The organism is Pseudomonas sp. PA-5-4B, from assembly GCF_021606215.1.
Taxonomy (GTDB): Bacteria; Pseudomonadota; Gammaproteobacteria; order Pseudomonadales; family Pseudomonadaceae; genus Aquipseudomonas; species Aquipseudomonas edaphica.
In genome coordinates this window covers 120,514-141,864 of record NZ_WKDB01000004.1, presented here as the reverse complement: position 1 = coordinate 141,864, position 21,351 = coordinate 120,514, and the positions used below count along the sequence as shown (strand labels likewise).

Genomic DNA, 21,351 nt, shown 5'->3' with positions numbered 1-21,351 from the left:
CAGGCAAGCCAGCTCCCACAGAAAAGCCTGCTCGCCACAACAAGCCAGCTCCCACAGGTTGCTTTTTTGCCTAGGATTGCTGGCTCAAAACGGCCCTTTCGTCATCACCCGCTCATCAATGAACCCGCGCAACATGCCGATCCGCTGCGTATAAGCAGCGCTCAGGCAACTGACTTTCGCCCCGCAGGCATGCCGCTGTTTGAGCCATTCGGCCTGCCCGTCCATCAATGACCCGCGCCCGCCCATGGCCATGAAGTGCTTGTTCAGGTCGTAGAGCAACGCCATGGTCACGTCCTGGTCGTTGAGGCTGACGTTCTTGCAAATCGCAATTTCGTCAGGCGCTTTGGCCTTGCCACAGTCGAAGCTGGCGGCAACGCTCGAAGGGCTGAGCAACAGCGCAGACACGCTGGCAAGCATCGCGAAAACAGCAGGTTTGATCATCAATCGTTACTCCTCAGCTACGCACCACACCCGTCCCAAACTTGCGAATCGCCAGGCAATACCCGATCAACGCCACCGCTGCCAACGCCCCGCCCGCCACGCCGATCCAGGCGAAGCCGAAGTGGCTGCCGACCCAGCTGCCCATCAGGGCGCCGCCGCCGATGCCGATGTTGTAGATGCCGGAGAACATTGCCATGGCCACGTCGGTGGCGTCGGGGGCCAGCACCAGCACCTTCGATTGCATGGCGAGGCCGAAGCCCATGATGGCCATGCCCCAGAAAATGCTCAGTATCACCAGGTACGACTCGGCGCCGCTCAAGGGCAGCAGCAGGGTCAAGCAGGCCGCGAGCAGGAACACTGCGCTGACCACGAAGATATGCGGGTTGAAACGGTGTACCAGGCTGAACAGCAGCGAGCCGATGATGCCCGCGCCGCCGAACACCAGCAAAATCAGGGTTACGGCGCCACCACCCAAACCGGCCACGCCTTCGACGAAGGGTTCGATGTAGCTGTAGGCGGTGAATTGCGCGGTAACGGTCATGGCGGTGAGTACGTAAAGTGCCACCAGTGCCGGGCGTTTGAACAGCAACGGCAGGCTGCGCAGCGAGCCGGAGTTCTGGCTCGGCAGCGGCGGCAAGGTGCGCGCCAGCCAGAACACCAGCGCGCCAGCGAACGCGGCGATCACCAGGAAGGTGGTGCGCCAGCCCATGGCTTCGCCGAGCAGGCGGCCCAGCGGAATACCCAACACCATCGCCAGGGACGTGCCAGTGGCCAATAACCCAAGGGCTTGCACCTGCTTGCCTTCCGGCGCCAGGCGCACGGCCAGGGACGCGGTAATTGACCAGAACAGCGCGTGGGACAACGCAATGCCGATGCGACTGACCATCAGCAGGCCAAAACTGTTGGCGACGCTGGAGAGGATATGGCTGGCGATAAACAGGCCGAACAGCACGATCAGCAATTTTCGCCGCTCGACGTTGCGCGTCAGCAGCATTACCGGCAGCGAGGTCAACGAGACGATCCAGGCATAGATGGTGAGCATCAGGCCGACGTTGGCGATGGGCATGTCGAAGCTCGCACCGATGGCGCTGAGCAGGCCCACGGGCACGAATTCGGTGGTATTGAACACAAAGGCGGCCAGCGCCAAGGCGATGACCGGTTGCCAATTGGCTTGGGGCGTTGCGGCTGAAATGCTCATTGGCGGGCGAGATACTCTGGCGATGATCCAACGGCCGCGCAGAACAGCGCCGCCGCCGGGCATTCTATAGGTTTCTTGGCCCGCTGTTGACGCGGATCGTCGCCCGAAGGCTTAGGGCGAGGTCATGGTAATCACGTAGTTGCCCGACTGGATCGCCTTGCCAGCGGCATCCACCAGCAAGTAACTCTGGTTGTAATAACGCCCATCGCCGCTGTCTGCCACCAGCTTTACATGGGCGGCGTTGACGCTGGCCACTGGCGCAATATTGCGCACCTCGAAGCGACTGCCGCGATTGGAACTGGCGCACCCGGTCAACTCCATCACCGCGCCACTGCGCGCATTTGTCGCACAGCCAGGTTCGACGATGGCGCCGCGAAATTGAATGGTGCCCTGCCCTATGGTCTGCGCGGCACCACAGGCTCCCGCCCATAGGCAAAACAGGCCGGTTAATACCGAAATACCTTTAACGTTCATGCCGACACTCCTTATTGGGCTCTCAATAAGGAAGTCGTCTGCTCGGGCGTTAACTTGAGGTCAATCTTCCCAAGGTGTGCGCTGGATCACGGATCGACCTGGCCCATCATCTCGGGGATGCTTTCCGGGCGCTTGGCATAACGCTGCGCCAACGCCGCACAGACCATCAACTGGATCTGGTGAAACAGCATCAACGGCAAAATCAGCACGCCCATGGTCGCCCCGGCGAACAGCACCTGGGCCATCGGTACACCGGTGGCCAGGCTTTTCTTCGAGCCACAGAACAAGATGGTGATGCGGTCTTCCTGGTTAAACCCAAATGCCTTGCCCAGCACGGCGGAGGCCACCAGCACCAAGGCCAGCAACACGCAGCAGGCGACGACCAGACCGCCCAGCTCCCACAACGGGATCTGGTGCCAGATGCCTTCGTTGACCGCTTCGCTGAACGCGCCATACACCACCAGCAGAATCGAGCCTTGGTCGACGAACTTCAGCCAGGATTTATTACGCCCCACCCACTCGCCAATCCAGCGCCGGGCGATCTGCCCGGCCACAAAAGGCAGCAACAGCTGCACGCTGATTTTCAGGATGGCATCGACCGTGGAGCCGCCATCGCCGTGTACGTTAAGCAGCAAGGTCACCAGCAACGGCGTCAGGAAGATGCCGAACAGGCTGGAGGCCGCCGCGCTGCAGATGGCTGCCGGGATGTTGCCGCGGGCCAGCGAGGTGAAGGCAATCGCCGATTGCACCGTGGCCGGCAGCGCACACAGATACAGCATGCCCATGTACAGGTCGTTGCCGATCAGCGGCGACAGCAGCGGCTTGAGCGCCAGGCCCAACAATGGGAACAGCACAAAAGTCAGGCTGAACACCAGCAAATGCAGGCGCCAGTGCCCGGCACCAGCGACGATGGCCTGGCGCGACAGCTTGGCGCCGTGCAGGAAAAACAGCAGCGCGATGGCCAGGTTAGTCACCCAGCCGAAGGCCACGGCGGTCTGGCCGCTGGCCGGCAGCAGTGACGCAAGGATCACCGTGGCGATCAGGGTCAGGGTGAAGTTGTCAGGTAGAAAACGCGGGCGGGTCATAAGCAAATCTTCCAGGGGTTGCCAAGAGCATCGCTGCGACTCTAACTTAACGGCCTGTTACCGACTAACGCCAATGAGCCAGTAAATGCCGCCTAAAGGACATGACAAGACGGTTAGGCGCAGTGTGCCCGGGCTTTCCAGCCTGCCACGCCCGGTGTATGGCCGCACCGAATCGCTGCCCAACCGCGCGCTGACCCGCCGGCACAGCCACCCGTGGGTGCAGTTGTCGTATGCGATTTCGGGGGTGCTGGAGATCCAGACCAGTGTCGGCCGTTTCGTCGCCCCGCCCCAGCGCGCCGTGTGGATTCCGGCGGGCGTGCCACACAGGGTGTTCAGTTCACCGCACACGGAAATGCGCAGCCTGTACCTCGATTGCAGCGTCACCGCCTGGGCGGCCGAGCGTTGCCAGGTGCTGGAGGTGAGCAGTTTGTTGCGCGAGTTGATCCGCAGTTTCAGCGAGTTGCCGGTGGAGTATGCCGAGGACGGCCCGGACGGGCGGCTGGCCCAGGTGGTGCTCGACCAACTGGCGGCCGCGCCCCAGGTGGATTTGATGCTGCCGTTGCCCCATGACCCACGGCTGCGGCAGATTTACCGCAGCCTGAACCTGCACCCGGAGCAGCAGACCACCCTGGGTGACTGGAGCCACAAGCTTGGGGTCAGTGAAAAGACCCTGAGCCGGTTGTTTTTGAGTGATACAGGCCTGACCTTTCGCGCCTGGCGTCAGCGCCTGCGCTTGCTCAGCGCCCTGCCCGCGCTGGAGCAAGGCGAGCGGGTGACGGATGTGGCGCTGGGGTGTGGGTATGAGTCGACGTCGGCGTTTATCAATGCGTTTCGGCAGCAGTTTGAGTCTACGCCGGGCGAATTCTTCCGCTGACACATAGACAACAACGATCCACTGTGGGAGCTGGCTTGCCTGCGATGCAGGCACCTCGGTGTGTCAGGTACACCGAGTTGATGCTATCGCAGGCAAGCCAGCTCCCACATTGGCTCCCAATTACAAATCAGCTGCCATCACCACCATGGGCTTCTTCAAAGAAGTAATCCTTCCAGCTCGCCGCCTTGTTCTTCAGCACGCCCAATTCCTGCAGCTTTTGGGCATAGATAAACGTACGCTGCGGCACGATGGTGAAGTCGATTTCCGGGTCCTGGACGATTTTCTCCACCAGGTCCAGCGGCAGCTTGGATTCCTCTACGCGAATATACGTCTTGGCGGCCGCAGGTTTATCGGCCTTGATGATCTTCTCGGCCTCCGCCAGCGCGTCATAAAACGCCTTGTAGGTCCTGGGGTTGTCATCGTGAAATTTCTGCGTGGTGTAGAGCACGTTGAACGACGCCTGCCCGCCAAGAATGTCGTAGGAACTGAGCACCTTGTGCACGTTAGGGTTCAACAACTCCTGATACTGAAACGGCGGGCTGGAGAAGTGTGAATTGATCTCCGAACCACCGGCAATCAACGCCGCCGTGGCATCCGGGTGGGCCAGGCTGATGGAGATGTCGTCGAACTTCTTGAAATTGGCATCGCCGAACAGCTTGGCCGTCTCTATCTGCAAGGTGCGCGACTGGAAACCCACGCCGGCGGCCGGCACAGCGATGCGGTCTTTGTCGGTGAAGTCCTGCAGGGTCTTCACGTTGGGGTTATTGGTCAGCAGGTAATTGGGCATCGAACCCAGGGAGGCGATGGCCTTGACGTTCTGCTTGCCCTTGGTGCGGTCCCACAGGGTGAGCATCGGCGGCACACCCGCCGAGACCACATCCAGGGCGCCGGCCAGCAGCGATTCATTCATGGCGGTGGCGCCGGAAATGCTGTTCCATTCCACCTTGATATCCAGGCCCTGCTCCTTGCCATGTTTTTCGATCAGGTGCTGGTCGCGCACCACGTCGAGGATCAGGTAACCGATACCGAATTGCTGTGCAATGCTGATCTTGCCTTCGGCCTGGGCGCCGGGGCTGAGCAAGGCGCTCGCGGCCGCCAGGGACGCGGCCAACAGGGTCAGGGAGGAACGCTTGAAAGTCATGGGAATCTGCCGCGTTTTCGAGAAGGTGATAGAGCCTAGCGACGAATTTTAAGACTGGAAAAGAATATCGGGATCTATTGTTATGCTAATCATCCCCAAAATGCCGTGTGGCTGTTATTGTGCCGCGCTTTGAAATACACCTGCCAACCTGCGAGGAAATGGACGTTGAACACTGACGATAAAATGACTGGGGATCTGTTCGAGGTCGATAAGCGCCTGTCACTCAAGCCCGTGGTGGACTTCAACGCTTACCTGCGCAGCGCATTCGGCGATGGCCCATGCACCTGCGTGCGCTGCAGCGCCGCCAACGGTGACGAAACCGGCTACGCGTTCCAGCACACCTTCAACTTCGACGGCAAACCCACGCACCGCCGCTTTGCCTCTACGGCGGGCAGCGATGTGTTGATGGTGTTGAAGAAGGCGTGGCTGTCATACACCAAGGCCGAGCTGCCGCTCAGTGGCGTATTGGTGCTGGAGACGGTGAAGGAGTTTGTCGAGCCGCAACTTCACAAGCGCTTGGCGCCGCTGTTTTTGGCCAGTGAGCTGGTCAAGGATGTGGATGGGCAGTTGCAGGTTCAGCCGCAGGCGAGTTGAACCCACTCGATAACTCTTTAGAAATAAAAAAAATTGCTCTACTTATCAAACAGTATAAAAAACTGTCAAGTCTCACAGTATGAAACCTATTCGTCCTGCCTTACCTTCAGTCCATTCAGGCCGTGACTTGCTAGACAACCCGACCAACGTCTGAATAATTGCCCACTCAATTAAGGATGATCAAAATGACTTTGATATATGGCAGCCAAGGCGACATTCCCAGTGACCTCAACGGTGCGAACGATGTGACTGTAATTGCTCTACTGGCCACCATGATGGGACGCTATAGGGTTCTTCCAAACGCCCGGCCTGGTGCAACGGTTTTGATCGTTACCCAAGACTGTCAGTACGGAGAACTCACGACGACGAACATTAGTGGCTACGCGCCTGATACCGTCCTTTATCTACGGAGAAATCATGTGTATCAGCTGACGTCCAAGGGAGCGACCTGGGATATGACAATCCGGGATCTGCAATCGGGCGCTGGCTACGGCGTCGTCAATACCCCACCAGCCTATCAGTAACGCCCCTTAAACGGACCAGTCATCGTTCTAAACCTGAAAAACGGCACGCAAGCGTGCCGTTTTGTCATCATGAACCAGTGATTACTTACGCGCCGCCTCCCACTGCTTCAACAGATCACCATAAGCCACGGTCTCCCCTTTGGGCTTCTCATTCGCCAGCTTGGGCTTCGGCGCGCCCGGCTGGTCAAACCAGTACTGCGCATCCCGCTCCGGGTTCATTTTTGGGCCGCACACCGGCTGCACCTTGGAACGCTCCAGGCGCGTCATGATCGCGTCCTGTTCCTTGGCCAGGTTATCCAGCGCCTGTTGCGGGGTTTTCTCGCCACTGGCCGCTGCGGCGATGTTGCTCCACCACAACTGCGCCAGGCGTGGGTAGTCGGGCACGTTGGTGCCGGTCGGCGTCCACTCCACCCGCGCCGGGCTGCGGTAGAACTCCACCAGCCCGCCGAGTTTCGGCGCCATGTCGGTCATGGCCTGGGAGTTGATGTCGGACTCACGAATCGGCGTCAGGCCAACGATGGTTTTCTTCAGTGACACGGTTTTCGAGGTCACAAACTGCGCGTACAGCCACGCCGCAAGCTTTTGCTTCTCGGGCGTGGACTTGAGGAAGGTCCAGGAACCCACGTCCTGATAGCCCTTTTTCATGCCCTTTTCCCAATACGGCCCGACCGGCGACGGCGCCATGCGCCATTTCGGCGTGCCGTCGGCGTTCACCACCGGCAGGCCCGGCTTGGTCATGTCGGCCGTAAACGCGGTGTACCAGAAGATCTGCTGGGCGATGTTGCCCTGGGACGGCACCGGCCCGGATTCGGAGAAGGTCATGCCCGCCGCTTCCGGAGGCGCGTAGGCTTTCATCCAGTCCACGTACTTTTGCGTGGCAAACACCGCGGCCGGGCCATTGGTGTCGCCGCCACGGGTCACGCTGGAGCCTACCGGGTGGCAGTCCTCCACGCGAATGCCCCACTCGTCCACCGGCAAGCCGTTAGGCAGCCCCTTGTCGCCGCCGCCGGCCATGGAGAACCAGGCATCGGTGAAGCGCCAGCCCAGCGATGGGTCTTTTTTGCCATAGTCCATGTGCCCATAGATACGTTTGCCGTCGATTTCCTTGACGTCTTCACTGAAGAATTTGGCGATGTCTTCATAGGCCGACCAGTTCACCGGCACACCCAGCTCGTAGCCGTATTTTTCCTTGAACTTGGCTTTGAGGTCCGCGCGCTCAAACCAATCGGCGCGGAACCAGTAGAGGTTGGCGAACTGCTGGTCGGGCAACTGGTAGATCTTGCCGTCCGGCGCGGTGGTGAACGAGATGCCGATAAAGTCCTTGATATCCAGGGTCGGCGAGGTGAAGGCCTTGCCTTCGTTGGCCATCAGGTCGGTGATGGATTCGGTCTTGCCATAGCGAAAGTGCGTACCGATCAAGTCGGAATCGTTCACCCAGCCGTCATAGATATTCTTGTCGGACTGCATCTGGGTTTGCAGCTTCTCCACCACGTCGCCTTCCTGCAGCAGGTCGTGGGTCAGCTTGATGCCGGTGATTTCGCTGAAGGCCTTGGCCAGTACCTTGGATTCGTACTCGTGGGTGGTAAGGGTTTCCGACACCACGTTAATCTTCATCCCACGGAACGGTTCCGACGCCTTGATAAACCACTTCAACTCTTCGAGCTGCTGGGCTTCGGTAAGGGTGGACGGTTTGAACTCGCTGCCGATCCATTTTTTCGCGGCATCTTCGTACGCATCGGCCCAGGCCGTGGCGCTCAAACCGCTCAAGGCCAGTACGGCGGCCAATGAAATGCTATGTCGCAGCTTATTGTTTTTATTCAACATAGAGACCTCCTGGTGGTTTATTCATAAGGGCACTAGTTCATAAGGGCACTAGCCCCAACGCATCACACTCAACAGCCATACCAGGGATAGCGCAGACGCCACCCAGATGCTCCAGTCGGTAACGCCGATCACCAGCAAATGCAGGTAGGCGCTGCCGAGAAGACCGATAAACAAACGATCACCACGGGTGGTGCTGATCGGCAACAAACCGCGCCGAGGAATACTCGGCGAACGCAGTTCCCAGGTGGTCATGCCTGCCAGCAGCAGGCCAATCGTCACAAAGAACAGTGCGGTCGGGGTGGTCCAGGCCATCCATTCCATCATCGAATCCTCTAGACCCGGCCCAGGGCAAAGCCCTTGGCCACGTGGTTGCGAACAAACCAGATCACCAGCATGCCCGGCAGGATGGTCAACACCCCCGCCGCTGCCAGCACGCCCCAATCAATGCCCGAGGCCGAGACCGTGCGCGTCATCACCGCCGCAATCGGCTTGGCGTTAACCGAGGTCAAGGTGCGCGCCAGCAGCAGTTCGACCCAGGAAAACATGAAGCAGAAAAACGCGGTCACGCCGATACCGGAGCCAATCAACGGGATAAAAATCTTCACGAAAAACTTGGGAAAACTGTAGCCGTCGATGTAGGCGGTTTCGTCGATTTCCTTGGGCACGCCGGACATGAAGCCTTCCAGGATCCACACCGCCAACGGCACGTTGAACAGGCAATGCGCCAGCGCCACGGCGATGTGCGTATCGAACAGCCCGATGGACGAATACAGCTGGAAAAACGGCAGCAAAAACACCGCCGGCGGCGCCATACGGTTGGTCAGCAGCCAGAAGAACAGGTGCTTGTCGCCCAAGAACCGATAGCGCGAAAACGCATAGGCCGCCGGCAGCGCCACGCTCAGGGAGATCACCGTGTTCAGGCTCACGTAGTACAGCGAGTTGAGGTAGCCGGTGTACCAGCTCGGGTCAGTGAAGATCACCTTGTAGTTGGCCAGGGTAAAGTCCTGCGGAAACAGGGTCAGCCCGCCGAGGATTTCGGTGTTGCTCTTGAAGGACATGTTCAGCAGCCAGTAGATCGGCACCAGCAGAAACAGGATGTAGATCAGCAGCGGGATAACCTTGCGCTTGCTCATGTTGGCGGCCTCAGCGGTTGGCGTCGGAGTGGGTCATGGCGGTGTAGAACAGCCAGGACACCAACAGGATGATCAGGAAATACACCAGGGAAAACGCCGCCGCCGGGCCCAGGTCGAATTGGCCTACAGCCATTTGGGTCAAGGTCTGACTGAGGAACGTGGTGGCGTTACCCGGCCCGCCGCCCGTCAGCACGAAAGGCTCGGTGTAAATCATGAAGCTGTCCATAAAGCGCAACATCACCGCGATCAGCAGCACGCTTTTCATCTTTGGCAATTGGATATGTCGGAACACCGCCCAAGCGGATGCGCGATCAATCCGCGCTGCCTGGTAGTACACGTCCGGAATCGCACGCAGCCCCGAGTAACACAGCAGCGCCACCAGCGAAGTCCAGTGCCACACATCCATCACCAGCACCGTCACCCAGGCGTCCATGGTGTTGGCCGCATAGTTGTAGTTGATGCCCATGGCGTTGAGCGTCGAACCCAACAAGCCAATGTCGGCGCGGCCAAAAATCTGCCAGATGGTGCCGACCACGTTCCACGGGATCAGCAGCGGAATCGCCAGGATGATCAACACCAGTGACGACCAGCGGCCCTTGGTCGGCATGGTCAGGGCGATGGCGATGCCCAGCGGGATTTCGATCAACAGCACGCAGGCCGAGTAGATGAACTGGCGCAGCAAGGAGTCATGCAGGCGGGGGTCGAGCAGCACCTGTTTGTACCAGTCGGCACCGACAAAATAGCGGCTGGACTGGTCGAAAATGTCCTGCACCGAATAGTTGACCACGGTCATCATCGGGATCACCGCGCTGAACGCCACCAGCAGGAACACCGGTAACACCAGCCACCAGGCCTTGTTGTTCTGCACCTTGTTCATGGCTGCACCTCCAGCAGGTAATCGTCGGCGTACACCATCAACCACTGCGCGGGAAAACTGATCGAGGCTTTGCCTTCCGGCACCGGTTTGTCTTCGGCCAGGCGTACTTTCAACGACGCGCCGTCGAGGTTGAGGGTCATGATCTTGTAGGTGCCGAGGTCTTCCACATGCACGACGTCGGCCTGCAGCGCGTCAGGGTTGTACTCGTCCCACACGTGGATAAATTCCGGGCGGATACCCACCTGCAGCTTTTTGTAGTCCGCCTCGCGCAGGCGCTGTTGCAACGCCTCGGATAACGGCAGCAACGTACTGGCAAAGCGCACGCCACCGGCTTCGGCCTGCACCTCGATCAGATTCATCCCGGGGCTGCCGATGAAATAGCCGACAAAGGTGTGGCTGGGGCGCTCGAACAGCTCACGCGGCGTGCCGAACTGCACGATCTGCCCGCCATACATCACCGCGATTTTGTCAGCGAAGGTCGACGCCTCAAGCTGGTCGTGGGTGACGTAGACCATGGTGATATTGAATTGCTCATGAATCTGCTTGAGCTTGCGGCGCAGTTTCCATTTGAGGTGCGGGTCGATCACCGTCAGCGGTTCGTCGAACAGGATCGCCGACACGTCATCGCGCACCAGGCCACGGCCCATGGAAACTTTTTGCTTTTCATCGGCGGTGAGGTTGCGGGCTTTTTTGCTCAGCAGGGCTTGCAGGTCGAGGACTTCGGCAATTTCCTGCACCTTGCTGTGGATTTTCGCCTCAGCCATGCCCTGGTTTCGCAGGGGAAACGCCAGGTTGTCGAACACCGTCATGGTGTCGTACACCACCGGGAACTGGAACACCTGGGCAATATTGCGTTTCTCCGGGGTCAGCTCGTTGACCACTTTAGCGTCAAACAGCACCTGGCCTTCGGACGGGCTGAGCAAGCCGGAGATGATGTTGAGCAATGTCGACTTGCCGCAGCCCGATGGCCCGAGCAAGGCGTAGGCACCGCCCTGCTCCCACACATGGTTCATGGCCCGAATGGCGTAGTCCTCGGGGCCATTGGGTGTAGGGCTGTAACTGTGCGCGAGGTTCTGCAAATGGATCTCGGCCATCAGGCAACCCTCGCGACGCGGCGCCCGGGGGCCTGGACCAAACGCCCCTGGCCATCGAACACAAAGAGTTTATGGGTGGGGATGTACACACGAATCGGCGCGTCGACGTCGTACTCATGCACCCCCGGTAAATGCAGCACCAACAGGAAATGCTCGCTGCGCACGTGCAGGAAGGTTTCCGAACCGCTGATCTCGGCCACCTCCACGGTCACCGCCAGTTCCAGGTCATCGTCGTTGCTCGGCACCAGGCTGATATGGCTGGGGCGCACGCCAAAACGGAACTCGCCTTCGCCGATGGGACGCAGATCCACGTTCAACGGGAAGTGCACGACATTGGCAAAACTCACTTCATTGCCGCTGATACGCCCCGGCATCAGGTTGATCGGCGGCTCGGAAAACAGCTCGGCGGCCAGCACCGTCTGGGGCTGGTGATACACCTCGGCGGCCCTGCCGCTCTGGATCACCCGGCCTTCGTGCAGGATGGTGGTGGTGCCACCCAGGGCCAGGGCTTCATTGGGTTCGGTGGTGGCGTAGATGGCAATGGTATGGCGCGCCTTGAACAACTCGCGCATTTCCTGACGCAGCTCTTCGCGCAGTTTGTAGTCCAGGTTTACCAACGGCTCATCGAAAAGGATCAGCTCGGCGTCTTTGACCAAGGCGCGGGCCATGGCCGTGCGTTGCTGCTGGCCACCGGAAAGCTCCAGCGGGTGGCGCTGCAGGAACTTCTCGATGCGCAGCATCTGCGCGGTTTCCAGCACTTTGCTGTGGATCAGTTCGTTGGACACACCGGCCTGGCGCAATGGCGAGGCGATGTTTTCGAACACGGTCATGGTCGGGTAATTGATGAACTGCTGGTAGACCATCGACACGTTGCGCAGGCGCACCGGCTTGTGGGTGACGTCTACGCCGTTCATCAGGATGCGGCCGCTGTCGGGTTTGTCCAGCCCGGCCATCAGGCGCATCAGGCTGGTCTTGCCGGACAGCGTGCGGCCGAGCAATACGTTGAAAGAACCGGCTTCGAAACGCAGGTTGGCGTCGTCGATCCAGGTCTGGCCTTCGACAACGCGGGAGACATGTTCCAGGGTCAATGACATGACACGCCCTTTTTATTATTGGAATGATTCTGGCCATTCGTAAGAGCGAGTTTCGTGCCAGAAGTGGCAGGTGGTTGATCTGTAAGGAAATGGGTTGAACAGGATGTTCAGGCATGAACACAAATGAACAACCAGCGCTGAACAACTGAACATTAAGCGGGTTGACATTGAACAGTTCTGAACAACAATCGATGGGCGCCACAGATTTAATGTGGGAGCTGGCTTGCCTGCTCCCACAGTTGGACGGCGTAAGGCTTGATAACAATAAAAATAAAAGAAGGTCGCCCCCATGGCCGAACCCCTCGCACACGACACCCTTATCCAGGAATCCTGGCGCCGTTGCCGCGCCTTTGGACTGGACCACCAGAGCACCCCCAGCTTTGATCAACTGCCCGCCGAAGGCATCAGCCAGTTGCTCGAAAGCCAGCATTCCCTGGTGCAGACCACCCATCAGGAAGTGCTGCCCTACTACGAAAACATCCTCAGCAATTCCAACTGCCTGATCATGCTGGCCGACAACCAGGGCCAGGTGCTGACCTCGTGGGGCACCCAGCGTTTTATCGAGCCGAAGCTGGCGCGCGGCTTCAGTGCCGGTGCCAGTTGGAGGGAGCGCTCAAGCGGCACAAACGCCATCGGCACTGCGCTGGCCTGTGCCCAGGCGGTGCATATCGAGCACGATGAACACTTTCTCAAGGCCAACCGCTTCATGACCGGCTCCGCGGCGCCGATTTTCGATGCCCAGCGCGAAATCATTGCGGTACTGGATGTGTCCAGCGACAGCTACCTGCCGCCCTCCCACACCTTGGGCATGGTCAAGATGATGAGCCAGACCGTCGAGAACCGGCTGATCCTCAACCTGTTTCGCGGCGAGCATTTCCAACTGACCTTCAACACCGGCCTGAACAACCTCGACAGCCAATGGGCGGGCCTGATCATCTTTGATGACAGCGGCCAGGTGCTGTCGGCCAACCGCCGCGCCGACAACTTGCTGGGCATCAGTTTGTCGCGGGTGCTGATCGACAGTTTGTTTAAAGTCTCGCTGCTGGAATTGTTGAATCAACCCGATGGCTTGCCGTTCTCGTTGCAGGCGGCGGGCCGCAATCGGTTCCAGTGTTTATTGAAGCGGCCGCAGAAGATGCCGGTGCAGGCGCGGGTCTTTGCTGAGCCCAAGCCCACAAAACCTGCGCCGATGAGCATCCAGACCCTGCATTTTGGCGATGTGCGCGTAGAAAAGGCCGTGCGCCAGGCTGAGCGCTTGTTGGAAAAAGACATTCCGTTGTTGATTCACGGCGAGACCGGCGTTGGCAAAGAGGTGTTCGTCAAAGCCCTGCACCAGGCCAGTTCGCGCAGCAAACAGGCGTTCATTGCGGTGAACTGTGCAGCGATTCCCGCCGAACTGGTCGAGTCCGAGCTGTTTGGCTATGAAAAAGGCGCCTTTACCGGTGCCAACCAGAAAGGCAGCATCGGCCTGATCCGCAAGGCGGATAAGGGCACGCTGTTTCTGGATGAAATTGGCGACATGCCCTTGCCGACCCAGGCCCGCTTGCTCCGGGTGCTACAGGAGCGCTGCGTGCAGCCGGTGGGCAGCAGCGAGCTGTTCCCGGTGGACTTGCGCATCATCTCGGCCACCAACCGCGTGCTGCGCGACTGGGTGCAGGCCGGGCGCTTTCGTGAGGATTTGTACTACCGCATCGGCGGCCTGACCCTGGAACTGCCGCCCTTGCGCGAGCGTACCGACAAACAGGCGCTGTTCCAGCAGTTGTGGCAACAGCACCGTGAGCCGACCCAATGGGCCGGGCTGAGTGCCGAAGTGCTGGCGTTGTTCGAGCAACACCCGTGGCCGGGCAACCTGCGCCAGGTCAGCAGCGTGTTGCAGGTGGCGCTGGCGATGGCCGAGGAGCAGCCGGTGCGACCGGAGCATCTGCCGGATGATTTCTTTGTCGACCTGAACGTGACCGCGCCCTTGCCCACCCAGCCAAGCCTGGAAGACAACAGCGACCTGAGCCAACGCTTGAAAGCAGCGGGCGGCAACATCTCCCACCTGGCGCGGGAACTGGGCGTAAGCCGCAACACCCTGTACAAGCGCCTGCGCCAGCACGAAGGCTGATCTAGCGCGGTTTGACCACCACCATCAGGTCGGTGAAGTACTCCACCCGAATCGGCAGGTTATCGGCCAGCGCCGAGAGCGCCGCGGCCGTGTCGTCGAGTTTGAACACCCCGGACACACGCAGGTTTTTCAACGCCTGGGCATCGAAGCGCACCAAGCCGTGGCGGTAGCTGGCCAGGGTTTGCAGCACCTCACTCAGCGGTTGGTCGTTGACCTTGAGCAGGCCACGCGTCCAGGCATCCGGGTCGGCGCTGCCGGTCGCCTGTACAGGCCCCGCGTGGCCATGATCAAGAATCGCGCGCTGCCCGGCCGTGACCTTGACGCCCTCGCCCGTGTCACCTTGGACCGCCACAGTGGACTCGATCACCGTGACCACGGTGCTGCCGTCCACTGCGCGCTTGACCAGATAGCGCGTGCCCAAGGCCGTGGCCGTGCCTTGATCGGTGCGTACCACGAACGGCCGTTGCGCGTCCTTGGCCACGTCAACCCACAGCTCGCCCTGCAGCAGTTCGATCACGCGCTGGTGGCCGTCGAATTTCACGTCCACCGCCGAGTTGCTGTTGAGCTGTAACTGGCTGCCGTCTTCAAGGGCGACCTGGCGGCGCTCGCCGATGCCGGTGCGCTGGTCGGCCGTCCACACCGGCATGTGCTGCACACCGAACCAGCCGCACAGCACTACGCCGAGCACCCCCAAGGCCTGCACCCTGCGCGAACGTTGGGGCGCAAAGGCGCGATTCAGGGCGATGCGTGCCGGTTGCGCGGGCAACGTATCGAAGCCACCCCAGAGCGAGCGCATACGCTCGATGGCCACGGCATGGCGCGGGTCGGCCTGGCACCAGGTATTGAAGGCGTGGCGCTCGGCATCGCTGACGTCTTCGTCGTGCAGCCGCGTCAGCCAATTCGCCGCTTGTTGAATGATCTGCTCGGTGTTCACGGCAACGGGTCCGCCCCGTACAGGCTGTGGTAGCAATGCACCAGCGCGGTGGACAGATAGTTTTTGACCGTGCTGGATGACACCTCAAGGCGCGTGGCGATCTCACTGTAGGTGAGCCCGTCCAGGCGGCTTAACAGGAAGGCTTCACGGGTTTTCGCCGGCAGGCCGGCGAGCATCTCGGCGATGCGCTCCAGGGCTTGCAGCGCCACATGGATCGCGGCCGGGTCGGGCATGCCGGCGTCTTCACACTGCACCAGCAGGGCTTGCAGGTAGGCCTTTTCGATCCGGCGGCGCCGCGCCCCATCGATCAACAGGCGCCCGGCGGTGGTGGCGAGAAAGGCGCGAGGCTCCTTGATGGTGTGCGGATCGGCCAGCATCAACACGCGGATAAACGCATCGTGGGCCAGGTCGGCAGCGTACTGGGAACACCCGAGTTTTTTGCGCAGCCAGCCGTGCAACCAGCCATGGTGCTCGCTGTACATCGCCGTAAGGGTCTGCTGACGGGCGCAATCGCCCGGCGCGGCCGGAATGTCATGCATGCGCAAAAACTTCTCAAATGGGAAAGATTACCAATTGAGCGAACAATGCCAGTAAAACTGTGGCGGGGCAAGGGCCACTCGGGTGGGCTGGATGCCGTGGGCGGGCTTGTGTGGGAATTGGTCTGAGTGGATGCTGGTCTGTGTGGGAGCTCCCACACAAGCCAGCCCCCCACACAAGCTCGCTCCCACAGTTAGACCTCGGTGACAGTTAAATTGGCTTAGCGCCAGCTCCACGACACACCGGTATAGATACCGCGCCCATCGGCCGGCGTGGAGCGGGCCACATCCAACCCCTTGTCGTCATACCCCGGCGTGACGGTATTGGCATAACGCCGGTTGGTGAGGTTGCGCAGATCAACCCAGGCTTGCCAGTCCTGTTTCGGCGCGTCATAGCCGAAAGTGGCGCCCAGCGTTGTGTACGCCGCCGCGTAGTAAGAGTTGGCGTAATCCACCGCCACCCGTGAAGCGTGCTCGGTGTTGAGGCTGGTGTAGAAACCGGTCGGGTGGCTGTAGCGCACTTGCGCCTGGTAGTAATGCTTGGGGATGCCCGGCAAGGTGTTGGCGCCGAAGCGGTCGTCGTCACGGTAGTGGAAATCGCTGTAGGTGTAGGCCTGGCGCAAGGCCAACTGGCCATTACCCCCGCCGTCCCACAATGGGCTGAGCAGGCTCAACTCCACGCCCTGGTGCACGGTGGGGCTGGCGTTGGCTTCGGCCACGACGGCGCTGCTGCTCTGTGTCTGCGCCTGGGTCTCCACTGTGAGCAGTTCGTGACGCACTTCGGAGCGATACAACGCCAAATCCCACTGGCCGAACCATTGCTCACCACGCCCGCCTATCTCCAGGGTAGTGGCGGTCTGATTGCGCAAGCTCACGCCTTCGCGGGCCAGCCCCTTGGCCGGGCCGCCGGTGAAATACTTGTTGGAGCCCCAAATCATCGACCACGCGTGCGGCGGTTCGACCGAGCGACTCAGGTTGCCGTACACCTGCAACTGCGGGGTGAAGTCATAGCGCAGGCCGATGCGCGGCGCGTAGTCCCAATCATGCTGGCTGAGCGGCGCCTGCCCTTGCGGGTAGCTGACCTGGGTTTCGCGGCGCGTGTAGATCGCAGCCAGGCCGGTGGTCAGCCATAGGTCTTGCGCCAGTTCCAGGTCGTTGCCGATATGCAGCACCGTGTCGGAACCCAGGTAGCTATAGTCGCGGGTTTTGGTGCCGGGGGCGTAATAGGTGGCGGGGTTGCTCGACGGCACGCGCACATATTCCGAGGCACCGTTGTTGGGCATCGCCTGGGTGGTGCGCAGGCCAAGGGTGGTTTTGCTGTCGTGGCCGAACCAACTGTCCTGGCGAATGTAGTTCAGGGTGCCGCTGACATCCGTGTAGGCGACTTTCAGGCGGTTGAGCCCTTCGCGCAAATCCATCGGGTAGTCGTGATAGGCCAGCCCCACCTCGACGCGGGAAGTGTCATCGAGCTGCAAGGTGGTCTTGTTGGCGATCCAGGTCGAGCCCGGCTGCAGGCGTTTCGAGTCGCGGGCGGCGTTGAGGCTGTTGGCGGCGGTTGGATCGTGGCTGATCTGGTAGCGCGTCAGCTTGCCGGGGCTGTCGTTGGTGGTTTCGCGGTAGCGAAAATAGAAGCGCGTCTCCAGGTCCGGGTTGAACCGGTAGCCAAAGTTGGCCGCAATGCCCTTGCCGGTGCCGGCGCTCTGGTGCTGGTAGCCGTCGGATTCGGAGTCGGTGAGGCTGATGTAGTAGTCGGCGTCGCCCAGCACCTGGCCGGAGCTGATTTCGCGCTGGGCATAACCGCGACTGCCCACTTCATAGCGCACCTGCAACTTCGGCGCGTCATAGCCGGTGTGCGTGACATAGTTGACCGAGCCACCCAGGGCCAGGGCGCCCTGGTCAAAACCGTTGGCGCCGCGCAGTACCTCGACGCGGCTTTGCCACAGCGGGTCCTTGAGTTCATAGGGCGTGCCGCCGGGGCCGGTGAGCGGCAAACCGTCGAGCATTTCATACAGGCCCGAGGCGTGGGAGCCGGGGCTGCGGTTCAGGCCGGAACCGCGGATCGACAACTTCACGCCTTCATTATTCGCCGCCTTGGCGTAGACGCCGGCCTGGTACTTGAACACGTCTTCGTTGGTGCTGACGCGCCCCTGTTGCACGCTGCTCATATCGATGAAGTTGGTGCCACCGGGCACGCTCTTGAGCTGCGCCTGGGCCACTTCGGCGGCGCTGGCTTCGCTGCTGGAGACCTCGACCGGGGCCAGTTGCAGGGTATCGGCGTGCGCCAGTGAACTGAGGGTCAGGGCGGCAAACAGCAGTGGGGGTTGGCGCAACAGCATGGGGTAAATCCTTGGCATTCGGGGGCGTGACAAAGCCTGGGCCATCACGCGAACAGTGATGGGAAGCCAGGCAGGCTCACCAGGTCACGCTTAATTAACGGACCAGACCCTTCCCACAACAGCATCGGACCGGGATTATTTTCTAAGTCCAAAATCGCATTAACACATGCAAACTCAGTATTTAAAGAAATAACCAGCACGCATTACTGTGGGAGGCATTGAGTCGCCCACGAGATTTCCCCCATGCAAACATCCGCCAGCGTTATTGACTTCACCCTCCACCGTAAACGCCGCCAGGCGCGTGCCGCGGCCGAGCTGATGTGGGCCATGTACGCGGCACGCGCGGGGCTTGCGGTGTTCTCCGCCCACACCGCAACCGCCAGTGATACGCGCCGGGCGTAACGCCGATGAATTTTTTACAGGTACTGCCCGAATCAGCCCAAGCACTGCCAAAACCTGCGATTGAGGATGACGACACCAGCCTGTGCGTGGCGCAGAACCTGCAACGTTTGCGCAGTAAGCGCCACCTCTCGCTGGACGGGTTGGCACGCGCGTGTGGCGTGAGCCGGGCGATGCTGGCGCAGATCGAGTCCGGGCGCAGCGTGCCGTCGATCAAGGTGCTGTGCAAAATCGCCAAAGGCTTGAAGGTGTCGGTCGCGGCCTTTCTGGAGGACCGTGCCTTTGAAGGCGTCGAGGTGTTGCCGGCGCGACAAAGCAAACGCCTGGTAAGTGCCGACGGGGCATTCGTCAGCCGTGCGTTGTTTCCCTTTGATACCGCCCGCCAATCGGAATTTTACGAAATCCGCTTGCGTGCGCTCGGCGAAGAAATTTCTGCCGGTCACGGCCCCGGCATTCAGGAAAACCTGGTGGTGGCCCAGGGCGTACTGGAAGTCAGCGTCAACGATGAGCGCTACTTGCTCTCCACCGGCGACTCGATCCTGTTCTACGCCGACCAGCCCCACCGCTACCGCAACCCGGCGGACAGCGAGGCGGTGGCATTTTTGGTGATCACCTACCCGGAACGCCTGGACTGAATGCAAAAAAGCCCCGACAAGTCGGGGCTTTTTTTTGCGTTTCAGGCAGCAGCGGTCAGCAGGTGCAGCACATCATCGGCATGCCGTTGCAGCTCATCATCATCGGCATGGCGCAGTCATTCATCAGTTTGTTCATGAGCATGCAGCAGTTTTCCATCATGGCCATGCTCATGCCTGGCATTGGCAGCATTTTGCACATCATGCTGTCGCCCATCACGCTGCATTCCATCATGCATTTCATCATCGACATCGACATGCCCATGGTCATCATCGGCATGTTCATGTCAGCCATCATCTTCATGGCATCGGCCGACATGCACAGCATCGACATGTTTGCGCACTGCATCATCATCGGCATGCCGCAGTTCATCATCATCGCCATCATGTCGGCATTGGTCTTGAACTGCGCCATGTCCATACCGGCCGCCGGCTTCATGGTGCACATCATGGCGTCGCCCGCCATTTCGCACTTCATGGTCGCCATCATCATCGGCATGCCCATCATCGGCATCATTGGCATGGACGTGTTCATCGGCATCTGCATTGCGTTCATCATGTTCGAAACTCCGTAATCGACAGGAAATGGCTAAGTTCTGGCGCCGATTCTAGAGACACCGGGCGACGGCGCAAGACGACGGCAGAGCAGCACAAATGGCTGTTCGGGAGCTTGCTTGGGTGACCAGGACAGCGACACCGGGCGTGATAACAGATAAATCGCTGTAAAGACGTTTAAAGCCGCTACTGGCACCGCATAAACGCCAGGATGGATATGCGATTAAAGCCTTGCGACCTCACTTAAGGAAATAAACGATCTAACCCGAGAGCAAAACCTGGTGATCAGTCGCGTCCGTGAGCGGTTCGATCGTGCGCATAAAATCATCCGCCTCAGACCCCCTGAGGAAACTGAACCCCGCCATTTCATCGCAGGCCAGGATGTCAGCCAGGGCTTTACGTAACTGAGACTCCGCCGGCGAATCGCGCAGCAGTTTATGTGCGGTCAATAACACCTCGGCAGGAACACCCTGGGCGCTTGCCACGTCGATCACCGCAAAGAGAATGAATCGCAGACGAACTTCGCGATCCGTAGGCCAAACCGTTTTTCGCTTACCCAAGGTAGGCACTCATCCGTTGAGAAAAGTCCGAGGCTATTGCCCACCGAGGGGTGTTTCAAGCGTGGGGACTTAAGATAGGCCACTTCCTACACCTGAAAGGGAAATACCGTACCTACATTACTGCACCGGCAAGAAATTCATCAGCAGCAAACTCTGCGCGTAGTTGAGCGCCACACGTCGGTAGCGTTCATCGAGCATCTGCGCGAGCAAGTCCAGGCGCGCAACCACTTTGCCGAACTCGACCGCAAAGCTCAGGTTACTGCCCTCCTCCGATATCTCGTTGGAAAACAGCAGCAATACCCCGTTGGCGTCCTGGCGCTGGCTGAGCAGCCAGGTGGCTTTCTCGATATTACGTGCGGCGTTGCTGACAAACTGCGGGTTGATCGAGTCAGTCATATAAAACTGGGTGCGGCCGCCGTGGGCGGTCACCAGCATGCTGCCGATCGCGTAGATAAACGCACCGACCCGGTCGCCTTTGAAGTCGGGGCTTAACGAGTAACTCAAGGCCGCGAGATCGCGCCGCTCGCCGAGGGCCGGCAGCGGTTGCTGATGCTCGATGGCCTGGCGGATTTCCCGCGCGGCACTCACCGCATCCGGGTAACCGGATTGGCGCCACTGGCTGGGGTTGCGCAGGTAGAGCTTGCTCATCAGCAGATACAGGCTTTGCAAGTTGTCGCGCATGCTCAGGGTTGCCATGCGGTCAACGCTGGTCTGAAAGAACTCATCGGGCCTGCCATTGCTGAACTGGCTGGCGATGTCGCGGCCCTGCTGCTGGCTGCAACCACTGGTAAACAGTGCCAAAAGAACAACCAAAAACAACGGCCAGCGGGAGATACAAGTATGTGACGTTCGATCCATCGGCACCGGGTCTGATTCTGTTGCCCACACTCTGAATGAGTGGGGTCGTGACAGGGATAGATCAGGAGAATCAAAAAAAGT

23 protein-coding genes are annotated in these 21,351 nt (G+C 60.0%); 7 read left to right on the top strand and 16 right to left on the bottom strand.

Translation table 11 applies throughout. From position 1 onward, the window contains the following. Positions 1-84 precede the first annotated feature (84 nt). The 4 genes from GIW28_RS04135 to GIW28_RS04120 form a co-directional block, all read right to left on the bottom strand. Positions 85-441 (bottom strand): lysozyme inhibitor LprI family protein, encoded by a 357-nt coding sequence (locus GIW28_RS04135; RefSeq protein ID WP_169987214.1) that lies wholly within the window; start codon positions 439-441, stop codon positions 85-87. Between the two features lie 13 nt (positions 442-454). Next, complete coding sequence (locus GIW28_RS04130) at positions 455-1,639, bottom strand: sugar transporter (protein WP_236447763.1); 1,185 nt, start codon at positions 1,637-1,639, stop codon at positions 455-457. Positions 1,640-1,750: 111 nt separating this feature from the next. Then, on the bottom strand, positions 1,751-2,113 hold the full coding sequence (locus GIW28_RS04125) for a hypothetical protein (protein ID WP_017137735.1): 363 nt from the start codon (positions 2,111-2,113) through the stop codon (positions 1,751-1,753). 86 nt (positions 2,114-2,199) lie between these two features. Continuing rightward, entirely contained in the window at positions 2,200-3,198 is a 999-nt protein-coding gene (locus GIW28_RS04120) for a bile acid:sodium symporter family protein (RefSeq protein WP_017137734.1), read from the bottom strand. A gap of 85 nt (positions 3,199-3,283) precedes the next feature. Between GIW28_RS04120 and GIW28_RS04115 the strand changes: the two genes are divergently transcribed. Further along, positions 3,284-4,072 carry an AraC family transcriptional regulator gene (locus GIW28_RS04115; RefSeq protein ID WP_017137733.1) on the top strand — a complete coding sequence of 263 codons (789 nt, stop codon included), beginning with the start codon at positions 3,284-3,286 and terminating at the stop codon, positions 4,070-4,072. A 127-nt stretch (positions 4,073-4,199) separates the two neighbouring features. On the opposite strand, the gene GIW28_RS04110 is transcribed toward GIW28_RS04115, so the two are convergent. Beyond that, complete coding sequence (locus GIW28_RS04110) at positions 4,200-5,213, bottom strand: ABC transporter substrate-binding protein (RefSeq protein ID WP_017137732.1); 1,014 nt, start codon at positions 5,211-5,213, stop codon at positions 4,200-4,202. Positions 5,214-5,378: 165 nt separating this feature from the next. On the opposite strand from GIW28_RS04110, the gene GIW28_RS04105 reads away from it, so the two are divergent. Both GIW28_RS04105 and GIW28_RS04100 read left to right on the top strand, forming a co-directional pair. After that, the gene (locus GIW28_RS04105; protein WP_236447762.1) at positions 5,379-5,807 is read left to right on the top strand and encodes a hypothetical protein; all 429 of its coding nucleotides are present in this window, start codon (positions 5,379-5,381) and stop codon (positions 5,805-5,807) included. A 185-nt stretch (positions 5,808-5,992) separates the two neighbouring features. Continuing rightward, positions 5,993-6,331 (top strand): hypothetical protein, encoded by a 339-nt coding sequence (locus GIW28_RS04100; RefSeq protein WP_236447761.1) that lies wholly within the window; start codon positions 5,993-5,995, stop codon positions 6,329-6,331. Between the two features lie 81 nt (positions 6,332-6,412). Here the strand turns inward: GIW28_RS04100 and GIW28_RS04095 are convergent, their stop codons facing one another. The 6 genes from GIW28_RS04095 to GIW28_RS04070 are packed head-to-tail and all read right to left on the bottom strand — an operon-like array spanning position 6,413 to position 12,353. Further along, entirely contained in the window at positions 6,413-8,155 is a 1,743-nt protein-coding gene (locus tag GIW28_RS04095) for an ABC transporter substrate-binding protein (protein WP_017137730.1), read from the bottom strand. A 48-nt stretch (positions 8,156-8,203) separates the two neighbouring features. Then, positions 8,204-8,476, bottom strand: a complete 273-nt coding sequence (locus tag GIW28_RS04090; protein WP_026013758.1) for a DUF2160 domain-containing protein — start codon at positions 8,474-8,476, stop codon at positions 8,204-8,206. 11 nt (positions 8,477-8,487) lie between these two features. Continuing rightward, positions 8,488-9,288: a carbohydrate ABC transporter permease gene (locus GIW28_RS04085; protein ID WP_003174634.1), complete on the bottom strand. Its 801-nt coding sequence runs from the start codon at positions 9,286-9,288 to the stop codon at positions 8,488-8,490. Positions 9,289-9,298: 10 nt separating this feature from the next. Beyond that, complete coding sequence (locus GIW28_RS04080; protein ID WP_017137728.1) at positions 9,299-10,165, bottom strand: carbohydrate ABC transporter permease; 867 nt, start codon at positions 10,163-10,165, stop codon at positions 9,299-9,301. Further along, entirely contained in the window at positions 10,162-11,259 is a 1,098-nt protein-coding gene (locus GIW28_RS04075) for an ABC transporter ATP-binding protein (protein WP_017137727.1), read from the bottom strand. The genes GIW28_RS04080 and GIW28_RS04075 overlap by 4 nt, the downstream gene beginning before the upstream one ends. After that, positions 11,259-12,353, bottom strand: coding sequence for an ABC transporter ATP-binding protein (locus GIW28_RS04070; RefSeq protein WP_017137726.1), 1,095 nt, complete (start codon positions 12,351-12,353; stop codon positions 11,259-11,261). The genes GIW28_RS04075 and GIW28_RS04070 overlap by 1 nt, the downstream gene beginning before the upstream one ends. Before the next feature lie 289 nt (positions 12,354-12,642). Between GIW28_RS04070 and GIW28_RS04065 the strand changes: the two genes are divergently transcribed. Beyond that, positions 12,643-14,460, top strand: a complete 1,818-nt coding sequence (locus GIW28_RS04065) for a sigma-54-dependent Fis family transcriptional regulator (protein ID WP_236447654.1) — start codon at positions 12,643-12,645, stop codon at positions 14,458-14,460. 1 nt (position 14,461) lies between these two features. Here GIW28_RS04065 and GIW28_RS04060 read toward each other — a convergent pair whose 3' ends face one another. From GIW28_RS04060 to GIW28_RS04050, 3 genes are all read right to left on the bottom strand, one after another. Continuing rightward, the gene (locus tag GIW28_RS04060; RefSeq protein ID WP_236447653.1) at positions 14,462-15,394 is read right to left on the bottom strand and encodes a FecR family protein; all 933 of its coding nucleotides are present in this window, start codon (positions 15,392-15,394) and stop codon (positions 14,462-14,464) included. Next, positions 15,391-15,933: a sigma-70 family RNA polymerase sigma factor gene (locus tag GIW28_RS04055; protein WP_177032271.1), complete on the bottom strand. Its 543-nt coding sequence runs from the start codon at positions 15,931-15,933 to the stop codon at positions 15,391-15,393. The genes GIW28_RS04060 and GIW28_RS04055 overlap by 4 nt, the downstream gene beginning before the upstream one ends. Positions 15,934-16,151: 218 nt before the next feature. Next, positions 16,152-18,266 (bottom strand): TonB-dependent receptor family protein, encoded by a 2,115-nt coding sequence (locus GIW28_RS04050; RefSeq protein ID WP_236447652.1) that lies wholly within the window; start codon positions 18,264-18,266, stop codon positions 16,152-16,154. A gap of 243 nt (positions 18,267-18,509) precedes the next feature. Between GIW28_RS04050 and GIW28_RS04045 the strand changes: the two genes are divergently transcribed. From GIW28_RS04045 to GIW28_RS04035, 3 genes are all read left to right on the top strand, one after another. Beyond that, a complete protein-coding gene (locus tag GIW28_RS04045; RefSeq protein ID WP_017137721.1) occupies positions 18,510-18,668 on the top strand; it encodes a hypothetical protein in 159 nt (52 codons plus the stop codon). Positions 18,669-18,673: 5 nt separating this feature from the next. Continuing rightward, on the top strand, positions 18,674-19,300 hold the full coding sequence (locus tag GIW28_RS04040) for a helix-turn-helix domain-containing protein (protein WP_236447651.1): 627 nt from the start codon (positions 18,674-18,676) through the stop codon (positions 19,298-19,300). A gap of 62 nt (positions 19,301-19,362) precedes the next feature. After that, positions 19,363-19,872, top strand: a complete 510-nt coding sequence (locus GIW28_RS04035; RefSeq protein ID WP_236447650.1) for a hypothetical protein — start codon at positions 19,363-19,365, stop codon at positions 19,870-19,872. Positions 19,873-20,112: 240 nt separating this feature from the next. On the opposite strand, the gene GIW28_RS04030 is transcribed toward GIW28_RS04035, so the two are convergent. Then, positions 20,113-20,412: a hypothetical protein gene (locus tag GIW28_RS04030; RefSeq protein ID WP_169987194.1), complete on the bottom strand. Its 300-nt coding sequence runs from the start codon at positions 20,410-20,412 to the stop codon at positions 20,113-20,115. A 117-nt stretch (positions 20,413-20,529) separates the two neighbouring features. Continuing rightward, positions 20,530-21,270, bottom strand: coding sequence for a hypothetical protein (locus tag GIW28_RS04025; RefSeq protein WP_026013756.1), 741 nt, complete (start codon positions 21,268-21,270; stop codon positions 20,530-20,532). Positions 21,271-21,351 lie beyond the last annotated feature (81 nt).

Excerpts from the sequence above, each read along its gene's own strand:
- GIW28_RS04135 (WP_169987214.1), bottom strand. The coding sequence starts at position 441 with ATGATCAAACCTGCTGTTTTCGCGATGCTTGCCAGCGTGTCTGCGCTG.
- GIW28_RS04130 (WP_236447763.1), bottom strand. The coding sequence starts at position 1,639 with ATGAGCATTTCAGCCGCAACGCCCCAAGCCAATTGGCAACCGGTCATC.
- GIW28_RS04125 (WP_017137735.1), bottom strand. The coding sequence starts at position 2,113 with ATGAACGTTAAAGGTATTTCGGTATTAACCGGCCTGTTTTGCCTATGG.
- GIW28_RS04120 (WP_017137734.1), bottom strand. The coding sequence starts at position 3,198 with ATGACCCGCCCGCGTTTTCTACCTGACAACTTCACCCTGACCCTGATC.
- GIW28_RS04115 (WP_017137733.1), top strand. The coding sequence starts at position 3,284 with ATGCCGCCTAAAGGACATGACAAGACGGTTAGGCGCAGTGTGCCCGGG.
- GIW28_RS04110 (WP_017137732.1), bottom strand. The coding sequence starts at position 5,213 with ATGACTTTCAAGCGTTCCTCCCTGACCCTGTTGGCCGCGTCCCTGGCG.
- GIW28_RS04100 (WP_236447761.1), top strand. The coding sequence starts at position 5,993 with ATGACTTTGATATATGGCAGCCAAGGCGACATTCCCAGTGACCTCAAC.
- GIW28_RS04095 (WP_017137730.1), bottom strand. The coding sequence starts at position 8,155 with ATGTTGAATAAAAACAATAAGCTGCGACATAGCATTTCATTGGCCGCC.
- GIW28_RS04090 (WP_026013758.1), bottom strand. The coding sequence starts at position 8,476 with ATGGAATGGATGGCCTGGACCACCCCGACCGCACTGTTCTTTGTGACG.
- GIW28_RS04085 (WP_003174634.1), bottom strand. The coding sequence starts at position 9,288 with ATGAGCAAGCGCAAGGTTATCCCGCTGCTGATCTACATCCTGTTTCTG.
- GIW28_RS04080 (WP_017137728.1), bottom strand. The coding sequence starts at position 10,165 with ATGAACAAGGTGCAGAACAACAAGGCCTGGTGGCTGGTGTTACCGGTG.
- GIW28_RS04075 (WP_017137727.1), bottom strand. The coding sequence starts at position 11,259 with ATGGCCGAGATCCATTTGCAGAACCTCGCGCACAGTTACAGCCCTACA.
- GIW28_RS04070 (WP_017137726.1), bottom strand. The coding sequence starts at position 12,353 with ATGTCATTGACCCTGGAACATGTCTCCCGCGTTGTCGAAGGCCAGACC.
- GIW28_RS04065 (WP_236447654.1), top strand. The coding sequence starts at position 12,643 with ATGGCCGAACCCCTCGCACACGACACCCTTATCCAGGAATCCTGGCGC.
- GIW28_RS04055 (WP_177032271.1), bottom strand. The coding sequence starts at position 15,933 with ATGCATGACATTCCGGCCGCGCCGGGCGATTGCGCCCGTCAGCAGACC.
- GIW28_RS04050 (WP_236447652.1), bottom strand. The coding sequence starts at position 18,266 with ATGCTGTTGCGCCAACCCCCACTGCTGTTTGCCGCCCTGACCCTCAGT.
- GIW28_RS04045 (WP_017137721.1), top strand. The coding sequence starts at position 18,510 with ATGCAAACATCCGCCAGCGTTATTGACTTCACCCTCCACCGTAAACGC.
- GIW28_RS04040 (WP_236447651.1), top strand. The coding sequence starts at position 18,674 with ATGAATTTTTTACAGGTACTGCCCGAATCAGCCCAAGCACTGCCAAAA.
- GIW28_RS04025 (WP_026013756.1), bottom strand. The coding sequence starts at position 21,270 with ATGGATCGAACGTCACATACTTGTATCTCCCGCTGGCCGTTGTTTTTG.